Source organism: Brevibacterium sp. HMSC07C04 (assembly GCF_001815905.1).
Classification (GTDB): domain Bacteria; phylum Actinomycetota; class Actinomycetes; order Actinomycetales; family Brevibacteriaceae; genus Brevibacterium.
Genome location: NZ_KV823251.1, coordinates 1 through 16,415 on the forward strand (window position 1 = coordinate 1; position 16,415 = coordinate 16,415).

General features: G+C 63.0%; 13 protein-coding genes. 1 reads left to right on the plus strand and 12 read right to left on the minus strand.

The features are described from left to right. Positions 1-268: 268 nt before the first annotated feature. From HMPREF3162_RS04340 to HMPREF3162_RS04355, 4 genes are all read right to left on the minus strand, one after another. On the minus strand, positions 269-970 hold the full coding sequence (locus tag HMPREF3162_RS04340; protein ID WP_070777025.1) for a hypothetical protein: 702 nt from the start codon (positions 968-970) through the stop codon (positions 269-271). Between the two features lie 71 nt (positions 971-1,041). Next, on the minus strand, positions 1,042-3,594 hold the full coding sequence (locus HMPREF3162_RS04345; RefSeq protein WP_070777026.1) for an ATP-binding protein: 2,553 nt from the start codon (positions 3,592-3,594) through the stop codon (positions 1,042-1,044). Beyond that, positions 3,591-4,766 carry a site-specific DNA-methyltransferase gene (locus HMPREF3162_RS04350; RefSeq protein ID WP_070777027.1) on the minus strand — a complete coding sequence of 392 codons (1,176 nt, stop codon included), beginning with the start codon at positions 4,764-4,766 and terminating at the stop codon, positions 3,591-3,593. The genes HMPREF3162_RS04345 and HMPREF3162_RS04350 overlap by 4 nt, the downstream gene beginning before the upstream one ends. Positions 4,767-4,853: 87 nt before the next feature. Beyond that, positions 4,854-5,201, minus strand: coding sequence for a sulfate permease (locus HMPREF3162_RS04355; protein WP_070777028.1), 348 nt, complete (start codon positions 5,199-5,201; stop codon positions 4,854-4,856). Positions 5,202-5,415: 214 nt separating this feature from the next. Here HMPREF3162_RS04355 and HMPREF3162_RS04360 point away from each other — a divergent pair, with 214 nt between their 5' ends. Continuing rightward, entirely contained in the window at positions 5,416-6,072 is a 657-nt protein-coding gene (locus HMPREF3162_RS04360; protein ID WP_083318907.1) for a DNA-processing protein DprA, read from the plus strand. A gap of 735 nt (positions 6,073-6,807) precedes the next feature. Here HMPREF3162_RS04360 and HMPREF3162_RS04365 read toward each other — a convergent pair. The 8 genes from HMPREF3162_RS04365 to HMPREF3162_RS04400 form a co-directional block, all read right to left on the minus strand. Continuing rightward, on the minus strand, positions 6,808-7,578 hold the full coding sequence (locus HMPREF3162_RS04365; protein WP_141759542.1) for a hypothetical protein: 771 nt from the start codon (positions 7,576-7,578) through the stop codon (positions 6,808-6,810). A 609-nt stretch (positions 7,579-8,187) separates the two neighbouring features. Then, a complete protein-coding gene (locus HMPREF3162_RS04370) occupies positions 8,188-8,931 on the minus strand; it encodes a lytic transglycosylase domain-containing protein (protein ID WP_070777030.1) in 744 nt (247 codons plus the stop codon). Next, positions 8,928-10,145, minus strand: coding sequence for a hypothetical protein (locus tag HMPREF3162_RS04375; protein ID WP_070777031.1), 1,218 nt, complete (start codon positions 10,143-10,145; stop codon positions 8,928-8,930). Before HMPREF3162_RS04375 ends, HMPREF3162_RS04370 begins: the two co-directional genes overlap by 4 nt. After that, a complete protein-coding gene (locus HMPREF3162_RS04380) occupies positions 10,142-10,993 on the minus strand; it encodes an anchored repeat-type ABC transporter permease subunit (RefSeq protein WP_070777032.1) in 852 nt (283 codons plus the stop codon). Before HMPREF3162_RS04380 ends, HMPREF3162_RS04375 begins: the two co-directional genes overlap by 4 nt. Beyond that, positions 10,990-11,712 carry a metal ABC transporter ATP-binding protein gene (locus tag HMPREF3162_RS04385; RefSeq protein WP_070572962.1) on the minus strand — a complete coding sequence of 241 codons (723 nt, stop codon included), beginning with the start codon at positions 11,710-11,712 and terminating at the stop codon, positions 10,990-10,992. Before HMPREF3162_RS04385 ends, HMPREF3162_RS04380 begins: the two co-directional genes overlap by 4 nt. Then, positions 11,705-12,631, minus strand: coding sequence for a choice-of-anchor M domain-containing protein (locus HMPREF3162_RS04390; RefSeq protein WP_083304009.1), 927 nt, complete (start codon positions 12,629-12,631; stop codon positions 11,705-11,707). Before HMPREF3162_RS04390 ends, HMPREF3162_RS04385 begins: the two co-directional genes overlap by 8 nt. Then, positions 12,628-14,163: an anchored repeat ABC transporter, substrate-binding protein gene (locus HMPREF3162_RS04395; protein ID WP_070777033.1), complete on the minus strand. Its 1,536-nt coding sequence runs from the start codon at positions 14,161-14,163 to the stop codon at positions 12,628-12,630. The genes HMPREF3162_RS04390 and HMPREF3162_RS04395 overlap by 4 nt, the downstream gene beginning before the upstream one ends. After that, the gene (locus HMPREF3162_RS04400; protein WP_141750110.1) at positions 14,160-16,415 is read right to left on the minus strand and encodes a TIGR03773 family transporter-associated surface protein; all 2,256 of its coding nucleotides are present in this window, start codon (positions 16,413-16,415) and stop codon (positions 14,160-14,162) included. The genes HMPREF3162_RS04395 and HMPREF3162_RS04400 overlap by 4 nt, the downstream gene beginning before the upstream one ends.

Consider the following 16,415-nt stretch of genomic DNA (forward strand, 5'->3'; position numbering starts at 1 on the left):
GCGGGATTTGAACCCACGACCTCTTGACCCCCAGGCGTCTAGACGGCTCCGCCGATCCCGAAATCCGCGTCGTTCCGGACCCCAGGTCATGCAGCGCGTGTCACGACATGCATGGTTTGCATGACTCTGGTCCCCTTTTGGTCCCCCTCGTCACCGCGGCTTGAAGGGCTGATTGACACGTTGTTTCTCGGTCGAAGCGTCTCTTGTGCCAGCCAGATGCTTGACCGGGTCAAGGGCGTCCGAGTGGGCACACGTCTTGCGTGCATCATCAGTCCTCGACGGGATGAGTACGATCCTTTGGCAGCCGCCAACCTGCCGGAACTCGATCGTCAGCGATGCTCGGGTTGGGCACTGGCAGTTGCCGCTCCTCTATGCGGACCGTGTAGCGGTGCCAGCCGGATGCTGCCTGAAACCTTGCCAGCCGGAGTTGCGTTACACCGAGAGGATCGGACACGTCACGGCTCGCGCGACCACGGAACCAGACGTCGGAGATGCCATGCGGAAGGACAAGATCGTCCACGTCCTCCCTCGTCCCGCCTTCGTAGGAGTCGGAAAGACGATAGAAGTAGGAGCCATCCCTATGTTGCCGAGCGAACAAGAACAAATGTCGCTCATCCGCCGATTGAGCTAGAAGCTTCTCGAAGTTCTGGCATGCCCACTGCGTCGCCAGCATCTCGGCGCAAACTCGCGCTAACTGATTCAGATGCGTGGGGATCGATCCACTCTCGGTCTGTGGCCGACCCTCCCTCTTCGCTCGCGCCCACTCAGCCAACAAGCGCTCGGCTGGCGGCGACGTGACCTCGACGATGCCCTTGCGTCCTCTGCTATCGGGGTAGGTCCAAGAACCGTCTGGCATCTTGTCACCAGCGCCCGCGTCCGCCAACGAGATTTCGATCCCAAGCACTTGTTCCATCGCCAGGAACGCAATCTCCTCTTCGCGACGAGCCTTCGCCCCGACCGCATTGCTCATAGGTTCAGCGTCCTCTGGCTTCGGAGTTGCCCGGTGTCATGTGGGCCACCAGTAGGTGCCTGGTCGGCCTCCTACGTCTGCTCTTCATCTGCTTGGGGCAAATCGTCAACATATGCGTGGATCGTGGCAAGCACGTTCTCGGGCTTGATGTTGAGTTCCACTCGGTCTTCACGAGCCATGAAGTATCCAGGAGCCATACGGCTCAATGCCAAGCACTCTTCACGCAACTCGGCGTCAGTAATCGTTAGCTTCTTAGTGAGGCGGAGCGCGGTTCTGAGTGCCGCGTACTCGACCGTGTGGTCTCGATCATCCTGCTGGAGCTCCCACACTGTCTCCAAGATTTGTTGATGCGGGCTGGACTCCGGCTGAGACAGAGCAATGGCATCGACCCACTTTTCTGCGTCTGCTGGACTTTGACAAGTGGCGAGCAGTTCGCGCATCTTTGCCAGATTCACTCGCTTGATCGGCGCCAGCCTCACCAGCCTCGCCAAGTCCTTCGCGCGCATGAGGGTGATGCCTTTGGTCGGGTTCGCCACCCGATCGGCCTGGATCTCGCGCATGACCGCACCGAGGTCATCTGCACCGGTCTCGAAGTCCGGTCCGACAACGATCGCAAAATCGCACTCCGCTTCATCGCGGTGGCGCGCAATAGTGGATACCTCAACGCCGCTCTTCTTTACTTTTCCGCCGGGCTTCTCTTTGCTCTTGGCCTCTAGGGAGACTCGATACTGAGTCTTTCCATGCTCACCCGCAGGTAGGAACGCTTCCGCAAGCCCGTCCTGCTCGTCCTTTGCTGCTTTCGGGACGGCCTCGAAACCGAGTTGCTGGAATACCTCGACCATCGCACGCTCAAGGCCTTTGGCGCTAGTTAGCGATGCCATCAAGCCCTGCGCGACGGTAATTGAGTTGCGCGCACCCGATGAACGTGCAAGGTGGCGAAGTAGCTCGTCGCGAGAGTCCAGAACGGTCGAAACGGCGGAGTCATCAAGGTTTGCGTCGTGAAGCCCTGCTTCAAGAAGAATCTCCGCCATTGCGAAAAGTTCCAGAGGGAGGTTCTTCTTGCGATCGTTGAACTCGTCGGCAAAGTGTGCCACAAAGGGATGCTCAAGGTTGATCGAGAGCTGCCCGCTTGCGCTGTCCAGCATCGCCATTGGAAGCAGCGTGCCGACGTCTTCATACACGACATCGCCGATGAGACCGCCGCCATCAGTGATACGACTTTCGAGAAAAGCGATCAGCTCTGCGGCGGTCGGGAACTTCTTCTTGTCGATCGGTACGAGATGGCGGGAGTGAATCTTCTCCTCATACGAGTCCACGACCATTCGCAGGATCGGTCGTTCCGTGAGGCTCGCAGGGCTGTCAGCGAAGCGCTGCGAGGCCCGCCTTTCGCGAGCGGTCTCGGTTTCGTGTGCGTCCAGTTTCGTTCGTGCAAGGTTGAAGAGACCACGAAGGAGTTCTCGGGCGCGCTCGACCACGGGGCTCGCGAGCAGAGTCTCGCGGCTGGATCGGAGCTCGGCGTCGAGACGATCGATGTTGATAACCAGGCGGAACCGCGAGAAGGTGCCGTGGCGAAGGCTGTTTCGGTCGATTCCGAACCCTGAGTCGTCGGGGTTGATGAGTCGGCCATGGACGTAGACGAAGAAGCCGTTGCTTCTCCCAACTGCTTCAGATTTTCCCGCATCGATGGGGTCTTCGTAGAGCTCAAGGTACCCACTAACAGGGCCCAGACTCTTGTCGACTAGGAGAAACTGCTGGTACTCGGCTTCAGGAATCTTCTCGTCCGTGTCCGCGTCTAGCTCCTCTGGAGCAGGACTCGGGATGGTGAGAATATCTTTGCCGAGAACCCACGCCCCGACCTGCTTCGCGGATGCTTTCGAGGCGACGACTTCGTTGCCGTTCAGATACAGGGAGAAGTCATCGCGCAATGGCATGGCGGTAGATAGAACCCATCGAAGCATGCCTGCGGTGAGTTCGATCGCCATCGGTTTGAGTTCGGTGATGATCGCCACGGTCCAGGAGTCCTCGGCCTCGTCCCCAAAGAGAGTCAGGTTCTCGCGGCCGGTGTCGTCAGACAGCCAGGGACGAACGGCTCCGTGCGCTTCCTCCTCGGTGAGTTCACGAAGCGGAAGCTGGACTGGTGGCGTCGCGGTGCCCTCAGACTCATCAGTGCGTTCGCTCGCCGGTGGAGGCGTTGGAATCGCCTTGAAATCCATGGTTGTCGAGAAGAATTTCCCGTCCGCCTTCGTGATGTGTGTCAGGCGGGTGCCCAGGACGTAAGCTGCGAGCTTGCCGATGCCGAACTTCCCGATGGTACGGCGACCACGGGCGGTTGTGCGGTTGCTGGCCTTGACGGAGTCGCCGACGATCCAGTGGACCTTGAGTCCGGTTGCATCCATCCCAGTTCCGTTGTCAAGGATGGCGATAGACGCGTCACTCGCAGCTCGGTCAGGTGACATGACGGTATGTACGCACGTTGCATCGGCGTCAAAAGCGTTTGAGACCAGTTCTTCAATCGCCTTGTTGGGGCTGCTATAGAGACCTTCGGAGAATAGGCCGATGATCTGGAAACTGATTTCGACATTGATGTGGTCTGTGACAGTGCCCGACTCGAAGAATGTGGTCATGGCTTCTTCACGGTCAGTACGACCTCGGTCCGCATCCGCTTCGCCATCGACGATTCGAGGTTCGCAGTCCGAACCGGGAGGTACCGCCTATTCTCCGGCAGCTCGCGCTCAGTTCGAGCCGCGACAAGGAAGCCAGAATGCTCATACGCCTTTCGGACGAGCATATCGTTCTGAATATAGTTTCCACGCAGCGTGGAGTTGCCGATTACCGTGACAACCTCAGAGTCGGTCTTGCAGACACGGTTAAGCTCGCGCGAGAAAAGTGCGAGATCGTGCGCGTAGCGCGTGATCGTAGCCATGGGAAGTTGGTCCGGCGCGTCCACCGAGTCCTTTATGTACTGCACCATATCCGTGACCTGCTTTAGAGCGTCGCCGTCGAGCGCGCGTTCTGCCCCGATGCTGTTCGAACGAATCTTCCGCAGTTCAGGGATCGTGTGTCCGAACCAGATCAGCGACATCTTATGGCCGCGTAGATAGTCGATCGCATTTAGGTATGGCGGTGAAGTGATAATCAAGTCAACCGATGAATCAGGCAAATCGAGCGCGCGCGCATCTCCCCTACAAACCTCAACCTGTCCAACGATGGATCGCTCGTCGAGCAGTTTCTTGAGGCTTGCAACAGACCCCTCGAACCCGCGATAGACGTCGTAACTAGATTCGGTAGCCACACGGTGTGGTCTGCTGTGCGATGTGTCGGCCGCCAGCGAGGCCTTGGGCGCCTTCGTGACGATGATCCGACTCAACGCCACTTGAAGAGCCTGACGAACGGCATCATCGCCGATCCCGTCCAGCTCCCGTGCGAGGCGGTTGAGTTGAGTGCGCTGAGTTGCCGCAAACCAGTACTCGGCGAACTTCTGCGTCTCTGGGTCGTCCCATCGGGGTGAGTCCACGCTGGATGCTCGCGCAAGTGCGCAGATGCGCTCGGCTTCGGCGACGACTTCCTCGGTGTCAACGGCCTGGGTGGCAACGGAGCTCATGAGGACTGCGAGAGGGTCGACATCGAACCCGCGTGCGGCGTGGCCTCTGTCTGCCGCTGCGGCGAGGACCGTCCCTGACCCGCACATCGGGTCGAGTACCACTAGCTCCGACTCGTCTGCAGTGGAGTCCAGGTGGTCGATAGCGATGTCCGGCGCCATCCTGGCGGGGAACGGGTGGATCGTCCTTGCACCCATCAGCACTCCTTCGACTCGTACGTTCCGGCACGAGCAGGCGTGCTCCTAGAGGCCGTTCACCTTCTCATCACCCCAGGGGCGCGGGAGTCAGGTCAAAGAAGCCTGCCGGCGTGTCCGAGCGTATCGGCAGCCTCCGACACGCTCCTGGCGCCTGCGCCGCACGAGCTGGATCAGACTGACGGGGCCGATCCAGAGGAACTTGAAGGCGTTCCAGACGAAAACCAGGACCATCAGGTGGAGCCAGCCGGGGCCGCCGTCGTTGATGATCGTGGTGCAGATCGCCGCGGCGTAGAGGTAGACCCCGGCGAGCAGCATCGCGGGGATGCCCCACTTGAGGCCGCGTCTGGTGCGGATGGCGTTGAGCAGCAGGTTGGTGGGTGCGTAGCGGAGTACGCCATAGCCTCGTGCGCTGAGCGCCACGGACGTGCGGAGCATTGCGGGTCTGTCTTCCTCGTCATAGCGCGACGGGTGTCCGTCGTGGAGGCGGCTATGAACCGAGTGCCCCGCGAGGGGCCGTCCCGAAGGACCCGCGTAGTTTGCTGAACCTGCCTCGCCACCGAGCTTACGACTGACTCGTGACAGAGGGAACCCCCGGCGGCAGGCAGGCGTGTACCTCGTCGGTGACCTTGGAGCGGAAGGGACACCGATCATGGCGACGTTGGCGGAGCAGGTGCAGGGTGAGCGGATGGCGCGGATCGCGCTGTCGATGATCGCCGAACCGAACGACCCGACCACGGGGTACGTCCTCACCCGTCACGGCGGGGTCGAGACGCTGCGGCTGATCGAATCCGACGACGAAGTGCCCGGCCTGGCCCGCGCCGACACACTGATGTGGCGCGAACGGCTGACGGCACGTGTAACGTCCGGCCTGCTGGATCAGGTAACTCAGGCGGAGCGGCACGGGCTCAGCACGCTCATCCCGGCAGACAAGGAATGGCCCGCCGGCCTGAACGACTTGGGCGACCGTGCGCCGTACCTGCTGTGGACGCGCGGCGCGGTCTCGTTCTTGACGACGGCGTTGAGTGATCGGGCCACGATCACCGGCGCGCGCGCTGCGACCGCCTATGGAGAGCAGGTCGCGGGTGAACTGGCGATGGGTCTGGCGGATGAGGAACGAGTTGTGGTCTCCGGTGGCGCCTACGGGATCGAAGGGGCCGCGCACAAGAGCGTGCTCGCCGCGAGCGGACACACGATCGCCGTCCTGGCCGGCGGGTTGGACCGCCCCTACCCGGCCGGGCACAGCGAGTTGTTGAACCGGATCGGGGATGTCGGGCTGTTGGTCAGCGAGCTGCCCGTTACCTTTTAGGTGTCACTGTTTTCCGTCAGGATAGGCAGTGCAGGGAACCGGCTGGCCCCGGCATGATGTCTGCCCCCAGTTGTCCATGATCCGGGGGTGGCAACGGTGGGCCCTGACCTGCAGCATGTGGGGTCCGAAGGAGACGTGGAGGAGTGTCCTGGTTGCGCTGTCTCGAGGCACCGCGGCCTGGCCGCAACAGGGCAGTCTGATGGACTGTTCATTCCCGAGCTTTATGGTCAGGGTCGACCGTTGCCCGATGGCTAAGTGTCCGTGTCCACCAAGTCTGGCCCACTAGGGTCGTGCCGCCAGTCGTCTTCGGGGCGTCTGAGGGTGAGAACACATGTGCGCAGACTGTGTCTGCTGCGTCGCCAGTCGCCGAGATCGCCCAGTCAATTTCCAATACCGAAGTCGCCTCGCCCAGATAAAGGCTGAATCAAGTCTGATGATCACATTCCAGAGACGTGGAGCAACGGCGTGCAAGGGCCGGACGGTAAACGTGACGTCTATCGTCCGGCCCTTGCACGCCGACTCAAGGAGCGGAGCTACCTGAAAACCGCTAGTTCTGACCGACTGCTTCGTCTCGTGGCTCTGATTCACACACCGATGTGTGTTCCTTACGTCGAGCTCGCCTAACCATCCAAATTACGGTTCCGGTGATGACCAAGATGATAGCTATCACCAGGACAACCCCGAATATGTCCCATCCGTCTGGTACTAGAGGATTCATCTAGATCACGAGTCCTTTCAGGTCCACCCATTGAAGGTTACTTTGCCGCCGGCGTTGGCCTTAAGAGTCTGATAGCCCTCGCGGGTCGACCAATTCATCCCCTTGATGACCCCACGCTCAACGCGGACCTTGCATTTGAAGGTTGCCGTCGAGGACGTGAAGGCCTTGCTCTGCTTGCTTACGGTCACGTTCTTGCCAGGCACGATGTTCTTGACGACCTGGCACCCATAATCGGTGATCTTGGTGATTTTACCCTTGTTGGACGAGTATTTCCCCCAGACCTTCGTTTCAGTCAACTTGATGCCAGCGAACTTGAACCATTGCGTGCCCCAAACTGACCGGCCGACTGCAGCAGCAGTGTAGATCTGGGGTTCGTTCAGAGAGACAAAGGCCGCATTGACTACAGTTGCTGCCTCCTCCACTGCCTCGTCTTCCGCTTCGTAGCCTTGACCGTATTCGTCCGTCTCGTGGTACTCGAATCCCCATTGTGCGTCCCCGTCGGTCAACACCGTGGCATCTTCAGTGGATTCTTCGACGGATTCTTCACTTGGGTCAAAAGGAGATACCTCGCTCTCACCAGTGAGGACCTCGCCCAGCTCAACACGCAGACTCGGATCCAGATCCTCGAGAAGCTCCAGGCCCAGTTTGGCCTCTTCGTCGCCTTCGTTGGCCTTTACGCCCAACTCCTGCTCGAACTCGACAAGCGCCTCCGCGGAAGTCATCGCAGCTTCTTCAGCGAGAGCAGGAGTCGCGATCCCACCCAGGCACAAGAAACCTACAGCGGTCATGCCGACGAGCGGGCGTATCAATGAAGCGGGTCTAGTTTTCATATTCTTTTCTCCGGTGTGCGAGTAGACGCCAATAGAGCGCCGGATGTGTCGACATCAAACTGTCCTTCACCCTGTCTGCACTTTAGATTGCGACTTTGGTCTGTTGCATACCTCAAACGAGGTAAAACCGCTTCGGAAGGTTGTGCTGGCAGCTGAGACGTGTCACACGTTTGGCTGTGACAGGGCGTCTATCTCGCCGCCGAACGCCTGTGGCGCACCGACGCGCGCATCACGCAGATGCACTACACCCCCACGACGGGGTCGTCGACCTCGCCACCGATGGTCATCACGAGGGGGCCTTCGTCACCGACGGCTAGGCGGCCGAGGTGGCTTGGTCCCATCGAGCCACCTCGGGAGCGTTCCGCACCTGCTCGCATTCACGAGCCACAGCGAGCGAAGGACCGAGGCTATCCCCACGCCGGACTTCACTCACGGCTCGTGGGAGCGACGGCCAGACAGGGGCTAGATTGACTTTCGGGACATAGCGCGCCTGAAAGGCGTGGCCCCTGGTCGGCGCCACGTCGGGTCAGAAGGTAGGAGTCACCTGCCGACCCACGCGCACTTCGCCTACGCAGCGGCGTCAGTGCCGGCTTTGTTCGCCGCCTGCCACACCGCATTCACATAGGCCTCATCGGGGTTGTAGGAGAAAACCGCCTTCGTCCACTCCTCCGGTGTCGTGATGCTGCGCTCGGCGCACAGGTAGGCCGCGGCTGTCACGGCCGCATCGTCATAGCTGTGCGGATCTTTTTTGCCGTCGCCGTTGGCGTCAACTGCCATCTTGTCCCACACGCTGGGCAGGAACTGCATGGGTCCGACCGCGCGATCGTGCTCATTGTCCCCGTCGAGCCGTCCCCCGTCGGTGTCGGTGATGACAGCCGTGCCGCGCACAGAGCCGTCGAGCTTCGGCCCGAAGATCTCCGGACCTACCACCCCGGTGTCATCGACGGCGGACCCGCCGATGGTGCCGTGGGCTGTTTCGACGAACCCGATGCCCGCCAAGGTCGTCCATCCCAAGCCGCATTCGGGGTGTTCCCTGCCCGCCCACGCTTCGGCGGTGACATAGGACTGCAGAGCACGCGCCGGTATCCCGGTCTTTTCGGCTGTTGCTGTGAGCCATGGCGATTCGAGCTGCGGAGGCTGAGCGCTCTGCTGTTCATCAGCGGGGAGATCAGGTGATTCGGGGCGCTCCGGCACTGGTGGAGTCGCGTGGGTCGCGGAGTCATCGTTCTGCAGCTGAACCACCAGAAGTCCGCCGAGCACAAGACTTGCGATTCCCAGCAGGGCGCACACAGCCGCTGTCGCGTGCTTCATCGGCGCCTCCGCGTCAGGATGCCGATGGGCACGGCAAGCAGAACCCCTCCGAGGCCGAAGGCACCGCCTGCCACCAGCCACAGCAGAGGCGAGCGCTGTGCCTGTCGCTGCTGTGGCTGGACTGCCTGCGGAGGAGCGGCGGCTGACACCAGGCTGTACGCGCCTTCGCAGCGTTCGAGCGCCGTGTCGACCGCACTGCCTTTGTCGGAGCGCAGTTCGCCCACACTCACGTTGAGCTCCGCGTCTTTTCCGTCGATCCGCAGGCCGAGCGTGTATTGGCCCGGCTGTGTGAAGCTCAGCGTCGGCATCATCGTGCTCTGCGCGGGCACTGAGAAGCTTTCGCCCTCTTGGGCAAGGAGTTCTTCTGCGCCGACCGGGTCGATTGTCAGCAGCGAGACGCTGCCGGGGCCGTTGACTTCGGCCAGCTCAATCTGCTTATCCGCGTTGCCGGCCGTGAACTGCAGCTGCGGACTGCCGGGCAGACCGGTGCGCCACTCCCCCTGCTGCTTGGCGTCTGCGGCAATTCCCATTGCCGTGGCGCTTTCTGCTTCGGCAATTCCGCTTCGAATGGTGCGGGCATCGCCGTCGCACATCATCGCGTAGGCCGGCAGGGCTTCGGGGAGGGCCGGTTCTTCGTCGGCTGTTCTGGTTTCCCAAGAGGGCGTCGCACGAAACTGCGGGGTCGGCTGTTGCTCACCGGGGTTCTCTCCTTGACTCTGATCGTCTGGCGAGGCGGAGCTCGTCTGGTCTTCTGTCTCGTCCGGGTGGTACTCGTGCGGGGGCTGGCCCGGCTGGTCGACCGAGGGAAGCAGATCGACGGAATCCGGGCAGTCAATATCACCTTCTGGTCCCAGCGCGAATCGCTGACCCAGGAGGACTTTTTCTACACGGGGGCTGGTGCGGTCACCGTCGCGAACAGCAATGCAGTACACGCCCGCGGGCCCCGTGACGGACACCTCGAGGGCCCCTCCGTGTTTCCAGTGTGCGGTCAGCGGCACGGGCCTTTCGAGAATTCTCAGCGCATCGGCGTCGGCGAAGCTCAGTTCGCCATCGGAGATGACGGCTCTTCCGGCGGCGGGAAAGTCGACGGTTCCTCCCGTCTTCCCCTCAACGCGGATCTGCGCTTCGCCTTTCGGTTCGGCAGCGGCTGCCGTCCCCGGGGCGAGCACAGCGAGAGCGCACGCAGCAGCGGCGACCAGACGGCACATCGTCATGCGGACCTCAACCGGAAGATGAGTCCGTGGCGCGGAGCTGCCAGCCATGCCGCACAGAAGACTGCGGTGAGCACAAGAACGATGGTGCCGCCGACCGGGGTGTCAAGAGTCCAGGACAGCCACAGGCCGATGAACGCTGACACCGCACCGATGGTCGGTGCGAGGACGAACATGACGGACAGGCGCTCTGTCAGCATCCGGGCGACAGCGGCGGGCGTGATGAGCAGGCCGAGCACCAGGATGTTGCCGACCGTTTGAATGGAGAAGACGACGGCCAGCGTCACGCACACGTAGAGCAGCATGTCGATCCAGAACACGCGGATGCCCTGCACGGCCGCAAACTCTCGGTCGAGGCTGACGGCGACGAGCTGCTGGTGGAAAACCGCCAACAGAACCGCAATGAAAGCTCCAACGGCCGCGACGACCACGAGGTCGCGCACCGGGACTCCCGTCAGGGAGCCGAACAGAAAGTCGGTGAGCGATCCCGCGTAGCCGGGCGCCCGGGAGATGATGACGATACCCAGACCGAAAGCCGCCACGAGGAACACACCGATGACGGAGTCTTCCCGCAGTCTGCGCAGCTGTGACACCACTGCGACGGCCAGCGAGGTGGCCAGTCCCGCAATGATTCCGCCGAGCGCGAGGTCGGCTCCGATGACGAAGGCTGTGGCGAGCCCTGGGAAGACGGCGTGCGAAACGGCGTCGCCGATGAAGCTTATCCCGCGCAGCACAACATAGGTGCCGACGATTCCGCACAGCGCGGCGGCCAGGACGGCCATGGCGAGCGCGCGGGGCAGGAATGCAAGCTGCGGGTTGAACAGGTCGGTAAAGAAGTCCAGGGGCGTCACACTGCCTCCAGAAGGGAGGAAGTCGCGTCGATGCCGAAGACGTCGGCCCACAGTTCGCGACTGCGGATGTCCTCTGTTGCGCCGTGCGCGCGCACGGTTCCGTCGAACAGCACGCAGTGGGAGCAGGTGCGCAGGGCTGCCGGGAGGTCGTGGGTGGACATGAAGATGGCTGTGCCGCTGCGGGCAAGGTCAGTGAAGACGTCGGTGAGGAACTCCTGTGTCGGCATGTCGACTCCGGTGAAAGGTTCGTCAAGCAGGAGAACGTCGGCTCCTCCCACGAGGGCGCGCGCTACGAGAACACGCTGTTTCTGCCCACCCGAGAGCGCACCGACGGGCCGGTTGGCGAAGTCGGCGAGGTGGACGTGAGCCAGCGCCCTGTCGACCGCTCGATAGTGCTCGACCGGCCGCAGCAGGCGCCTGGGCAGCCCCGTCATGACGGCGGTGGACACCGTGACGGGAAAGTCCCACGCGAAGGACTGGTGCTGCGGCACGTAGCCGGGACGGTTCTTCCTGGAGATCGGCTTGCCGTTGACCGTGATGGTTCCAGTAGACGGGATGGTGCCGAGGATGGAGCGCAGCAGGGTTGTTTTGCCGGCGCCGTTGGGTCCCAGCAGCGCGGTGAACTCCCCGGCCCGGATCTCAAGGTCGGCGCCGCGGACGATTGTCCGCCCGCCCAGTGAGGCCGTGACCCGGTCCAGTGTCAGCAGCGGCTCACTCACGGCTGCCACCCGCGGCCCTGCGGCGTCGGTTGATGACGGCGATGACGGTGAAGAAAACAGCGGCGAGAACTGCAACAGCGCCGATGCCGATGGCGATGAGAACCGCCGGGTCGGTGCCCTGAGCGCCACTGTCCGCCGGTTGTGCCCTGTCCTGTTCGCCTGATGCCGGCTGCGTGGCTTCTGCCCGGGCTGCTTCCTTGGGGTCGGCGTCATCGCCGACAGCAAGCCGGATGGTCTGTGTGTCTTCGCTCGTGGTGCCGTCGCTGCGCTTGGAGCTCAGGCTGACGGTCACCAGGTAGACGCCGGGCTTCGTGAAGACCCAGTTGGCGTGCGTGTGGGTGTTGAGGTCGACATTGACGTCGGCCGCTTTGTCTCCCGTCCACAGAACATCGGGTTCGCCGAAATCACCGTTCTGCAGGAACAGGCTCACCTTCCCCGGTCCCTGTGCGCCGGTGAAGCGCAGGGTGACCTTGTCAACCGCGCCGTCGAGGAATGCGGGGTCCTGTGTGTTCCAGCCCAGCCACGGCACGCCGGGCTGTTCGACCTGGGGAATGATCCACACGTCGTCCCCGGTCGAGGCGCCGGTGAAGTCGTACTGGTCTCCTTCTGGGATCTGTGTCTTGGCGGTGTCACCGACTTGGAGGACGAGGTCGTCCAGGTGCCGCCACACGGGTGTGCTTTCGGTGTCATCGCGCGCGGCGAACACCAGTCCGTCCTGGGTGATCTTCGGTCCCAGGTCGATGTGGCCTTCTGAGCGCACGACCTGCTCGCTGCCGAAGGCCTCGTCACTGGTGACTTTCTGCTGCAGTCCGTCTTGACCGCCGTCGGCTGGTGCCGCTGCTGCTGGTGTTCCGCTGGCGACGATGGCTGCGGTCATGGCGGCGGCGAGGATGCCTGAGAGTCTCTTTGCGATTTTCATGGTGCGAGGCAGCCTTTCAGAGTGCGGGCGTTAGTGCGCATGAGTTCGATGTAGCTGGACACGTGATTGTCAAAAGTGTCGGAATAGAGCGTGCAGACTTCGGCGCCTTCCGCGGCGGCCGCATCTGTCAGCGCGGGTGAGCGGCCCATCGGCTCCAGGAACACGGCCGGTATGTCGAGGTTCCGGATGGTGTCGCCGAGTCTGCGCCGGTCTGCGGCAGACGGCTCTGCTCCCGGGTAAGGGCTTGCGAAGCCGGCGATTGAAAGCCCGTAGGCATCCGCGAAGTACCGGTACGCGTCGTGCGCTGTGACGATGTGCCGCCTGTGTTTGGGTATTGCGTCGATCTCACGGCGCACTTCGGCGTCCAACTGGTCGAGCTGGTCGATGTACTTCGCAGCGTTCGCCCTGTAGGTTTCGGCGTTTGCGGGATCGGCGCGGCTGAAGACATCGCGGATGACCTTGACGTAGGCGATCGCGTTGTCTGCTGACAGCCACATGTGCGGGTCGATTTCCCCGTGGACGTGTTTGCCGAGCACAGCCTGTGGCAGCAGGTAGGTGGGTGTGCCTGCAGGTCCGAGGAACGACGCTCCGCGCGGGATGTCCCTCCATGCGCTGTTGGTCACGGATACGGCGGTTTCGGCCGGGTCCAGGTACTCCAGTCCCCCGCCCTTTTTGTCCACGGCCAGGGCGAATCTGCCGGCATCGGCATCGACCGTGATGTCGGCGTGGCCCGCATCCACAACCCTGCGGCCTTTCATTTCCGGGATCGTCGCGGGGTCCTTGCCGACGACGACTGCAAAACCGCCGCTGGCCAGCCGCTGTTCGCGGCTGTCTTCGGCGCGCGTGGCCAAACCGGCGGAGAACCGCAGCCGGTAGACCCCCGGTTTGCTGAAGGCCCAGGACACGTGGGTGTGGGCTGCCGGCGGCAGACTCACCAGATCTTCCGGGCCGAAGCCGTCAGTCGTGTCGAACAGCACGTCCGTCTGGCCCAGTGAGCGCGTGAGGAACGTGTGCGCTGAAGCTCCTTCCGGCACGGAAGCCCCCGTCATCCTCAAACGCACCTCAGAACTGCGGTCGGCACCTCGAGAATCCGCGGTGCCGTGCACTCGCAGCCCCAACCACACGGTGTCCAGGTGGACGTCTTCAACCAGCGGGATGACATTGGCCCCGTGTTTCACTGCGTTTTCGGCCACGGCCGCGTTGATAGACGTTTTCGGCAGGTTTGCATCGACCGTCGTGATGAGCCGGTGCTCTTCGAGCATCTGGTAGTTCGTCAGGGCGACGTCGGCGTAGACGATGCTGCGCACGTCCCGCAGGGTCGGCTCGTAGCTGTGCGGGTCGGCTCCTTTGGGCACAAGCGGCTGGACCTGGGCGGCATCACCTGCGACGTGGGAGGCCAGGTCGGCGATGATGCCGGTTGTGGCGACCACGCGCAGCTGTTCTGTGCTGCTGGGCAGACCCGTTGCACAGCCGGTCAGGGCGAGGGCCGCGGCACTTGCTGCCGCGACCCTCAGCAGTCGGCGGACCTTCACTTGGAGGTGCGACGACGCTGGATCCAGACGGCTGCCGCACCGACGGTCAGCAGGCCAAGACCGACAGCGCCGGTCACACCGAGGCCGTTCACGCCGGTTCGGGGCAGCGCGCACGGATCACCCGCTGGCTGCTGTGCTGGCGAGGCGGAATCGTCAGCAGTCTGCTCCCCCGTCTGCGGCGTGGCGCCGCCTGTCGGCTGCTCCCCAGCCTGCTGCTGGCCCTCAGCCGGCTGCTGGTCGGCTTTGATGCTGCCGCCGGCTTGTGCGCCGCCTCCGACGTTGAAGTGCAGGGTGCCGTCGGCGGTCGTGGTGCCGCCGGACTTCAGCGCCACGGTGAACCGGATGTTGGCGGTGTAGGTGCCGGGCTTTGTGAACGCCCAGAAGCCGTGCTGGTGTGTTCCCACCGGCACCTGGTAGGAGTCGCCGGCCTTGCTGAACACACGGGTGGCGCTGCCGCCGCCGAGTCCGCTGCCGCCGAGGAAGACGTGCATCTGGCCGGGACCGCTGACATTGGTCAGAGTCATCGTGACTTTCGATGCGCGGTTCATGATCTCTGGGTCCTGGGTGTTCCAGCCCAGCCACGGGACGCGGTCTTCCTGCTGCTGCGAAATCATGTAGACCTGTGATCCGGCGGAACCGAGGAACTCGTAGCCGGCCGGAACGGGCTTCTTTGCGGCCTGGCCGATGATGAATTCAACGTCGTCGGGGTTGCGCCACACCGGCGGTGCGGTGCGGTCGTCTTTGATCTGTGCGGAGGCCTGTCCACCGTTCAGTCGCGCTCCGAAGTCGAAGTGACCGGCTTCTGCGCGCACGCGCTGGCCCTTTGGAGCTGTGCTGCCCTGGGCACCAGTGCCGCTTGCGCCTCCCGCGGCGGATCCGCCGGACGCACCGGCACTTCCGGCGGCGTCGCCACCAGCGCCACCACCGGCTGAGCTGTCCGGCACGCACGGCTGAGGTGCCGATCCGGCCGGCTGCGCTGCAGACTGTGCGCCGGGGGCAGCTGGGGCGGCCGCTGCGCCGCCGGCGGACGGAGAACCGTTTGACTCCGTGTCTTTCTGCGGGGCCTTCTGGTTCTGCCCTTCGCCTTCGATGTCAATTGTCACCGGCTCTGAGACAGTCTGCGCACCGGTTTTTGCCACAGCCAGTGCGCGGACCTGCATGTCGCGGTAGTCGTCTGTCAGCTTCGGCAGGACGAGCTTGCGCCCAGCAGCACCCTGGTAGCTGCGCCAGCTGTCACCGCGCTGCTTGGTCTGCCACTGGACCTGAACATCGGTCTTTGCCTTGACCTTCGCCGTCAGCTTCGGCTGGTCCCCCAGCTTGTAGGAGTCTTTGTCCTTCGTGACTTTCACGGTGTCCGGTGCGAGTTCGGCGTTGCCGGAGTCGGTCGGAGGATTCGGCTGGTTGGGCGCATGGCCCTCTCCGGGGCCCGAGGTGCCGCCCCCGGGACCGCTGGGCGGCTGTGTGCCGCCGGGGTTGTCTGGGTTCGGCTGCTCGCCCGAATCGTCGGCGGGCTTCTTCAGTTCGTCGATGCCGGCTTGGCCAACAGCGAAGACGTATTCCTTTTCGTCAGCGGTTTTCTTTCCCCCAACGGTGGCCTCGGCGGAGAACACGAGGCGGTAGACACCGGGCTTGGTGAAGGTCCAGTTGGCGTGAACGTGTGCGCCCAGCGACTGGGCGTAGCTGGAGTGCTTCGGATCTGATGAGGACAGGATGCGCTTGGTGCCGAACAGACCCGCCTGGAAGAGCTCGACCTGCGCACCTTCTGGCAGGACGGATTTCTTCTGGTTGAGCCGCATCGTGACATGGTCGCCATCGACCATGCCCTCACGGATGTCCTCTGTGTTCCAGCCGGCCCAGAGGCCGTTGTGGTTCTGGACTTCGGGAATCATCCAGGCGTCTTTACCGGCAGCGCCGGTGAATTCAAAGCCTTTGGCGGGCACCTGGGTTTTGAGCGCGTCGGTCACGTGGAACGCCACGTCTTCAGGCACGAGGCGCTGACCGTTCCCGGAAGCGAGGTCGGCCTTCGTGAACAGGCGCATGTTCTTCTGCCCGTCAATGCACATGGCAACCGCGTCCGTGTGCTCTTTTTCAAGTGTCAGCCGTTCATGGTCGGCTTTGTTCTGCGCGGCCGGAGGGCACACCGCACTTGCGGCAGCACCTTCGGCGGCATTGACTGGGATGGTCGGCATAAAAGCAGAAGCGCTGATTGCAGCGGCCGCGAGCGCGGCGGTCATGGGGTGCGGACGAACCAC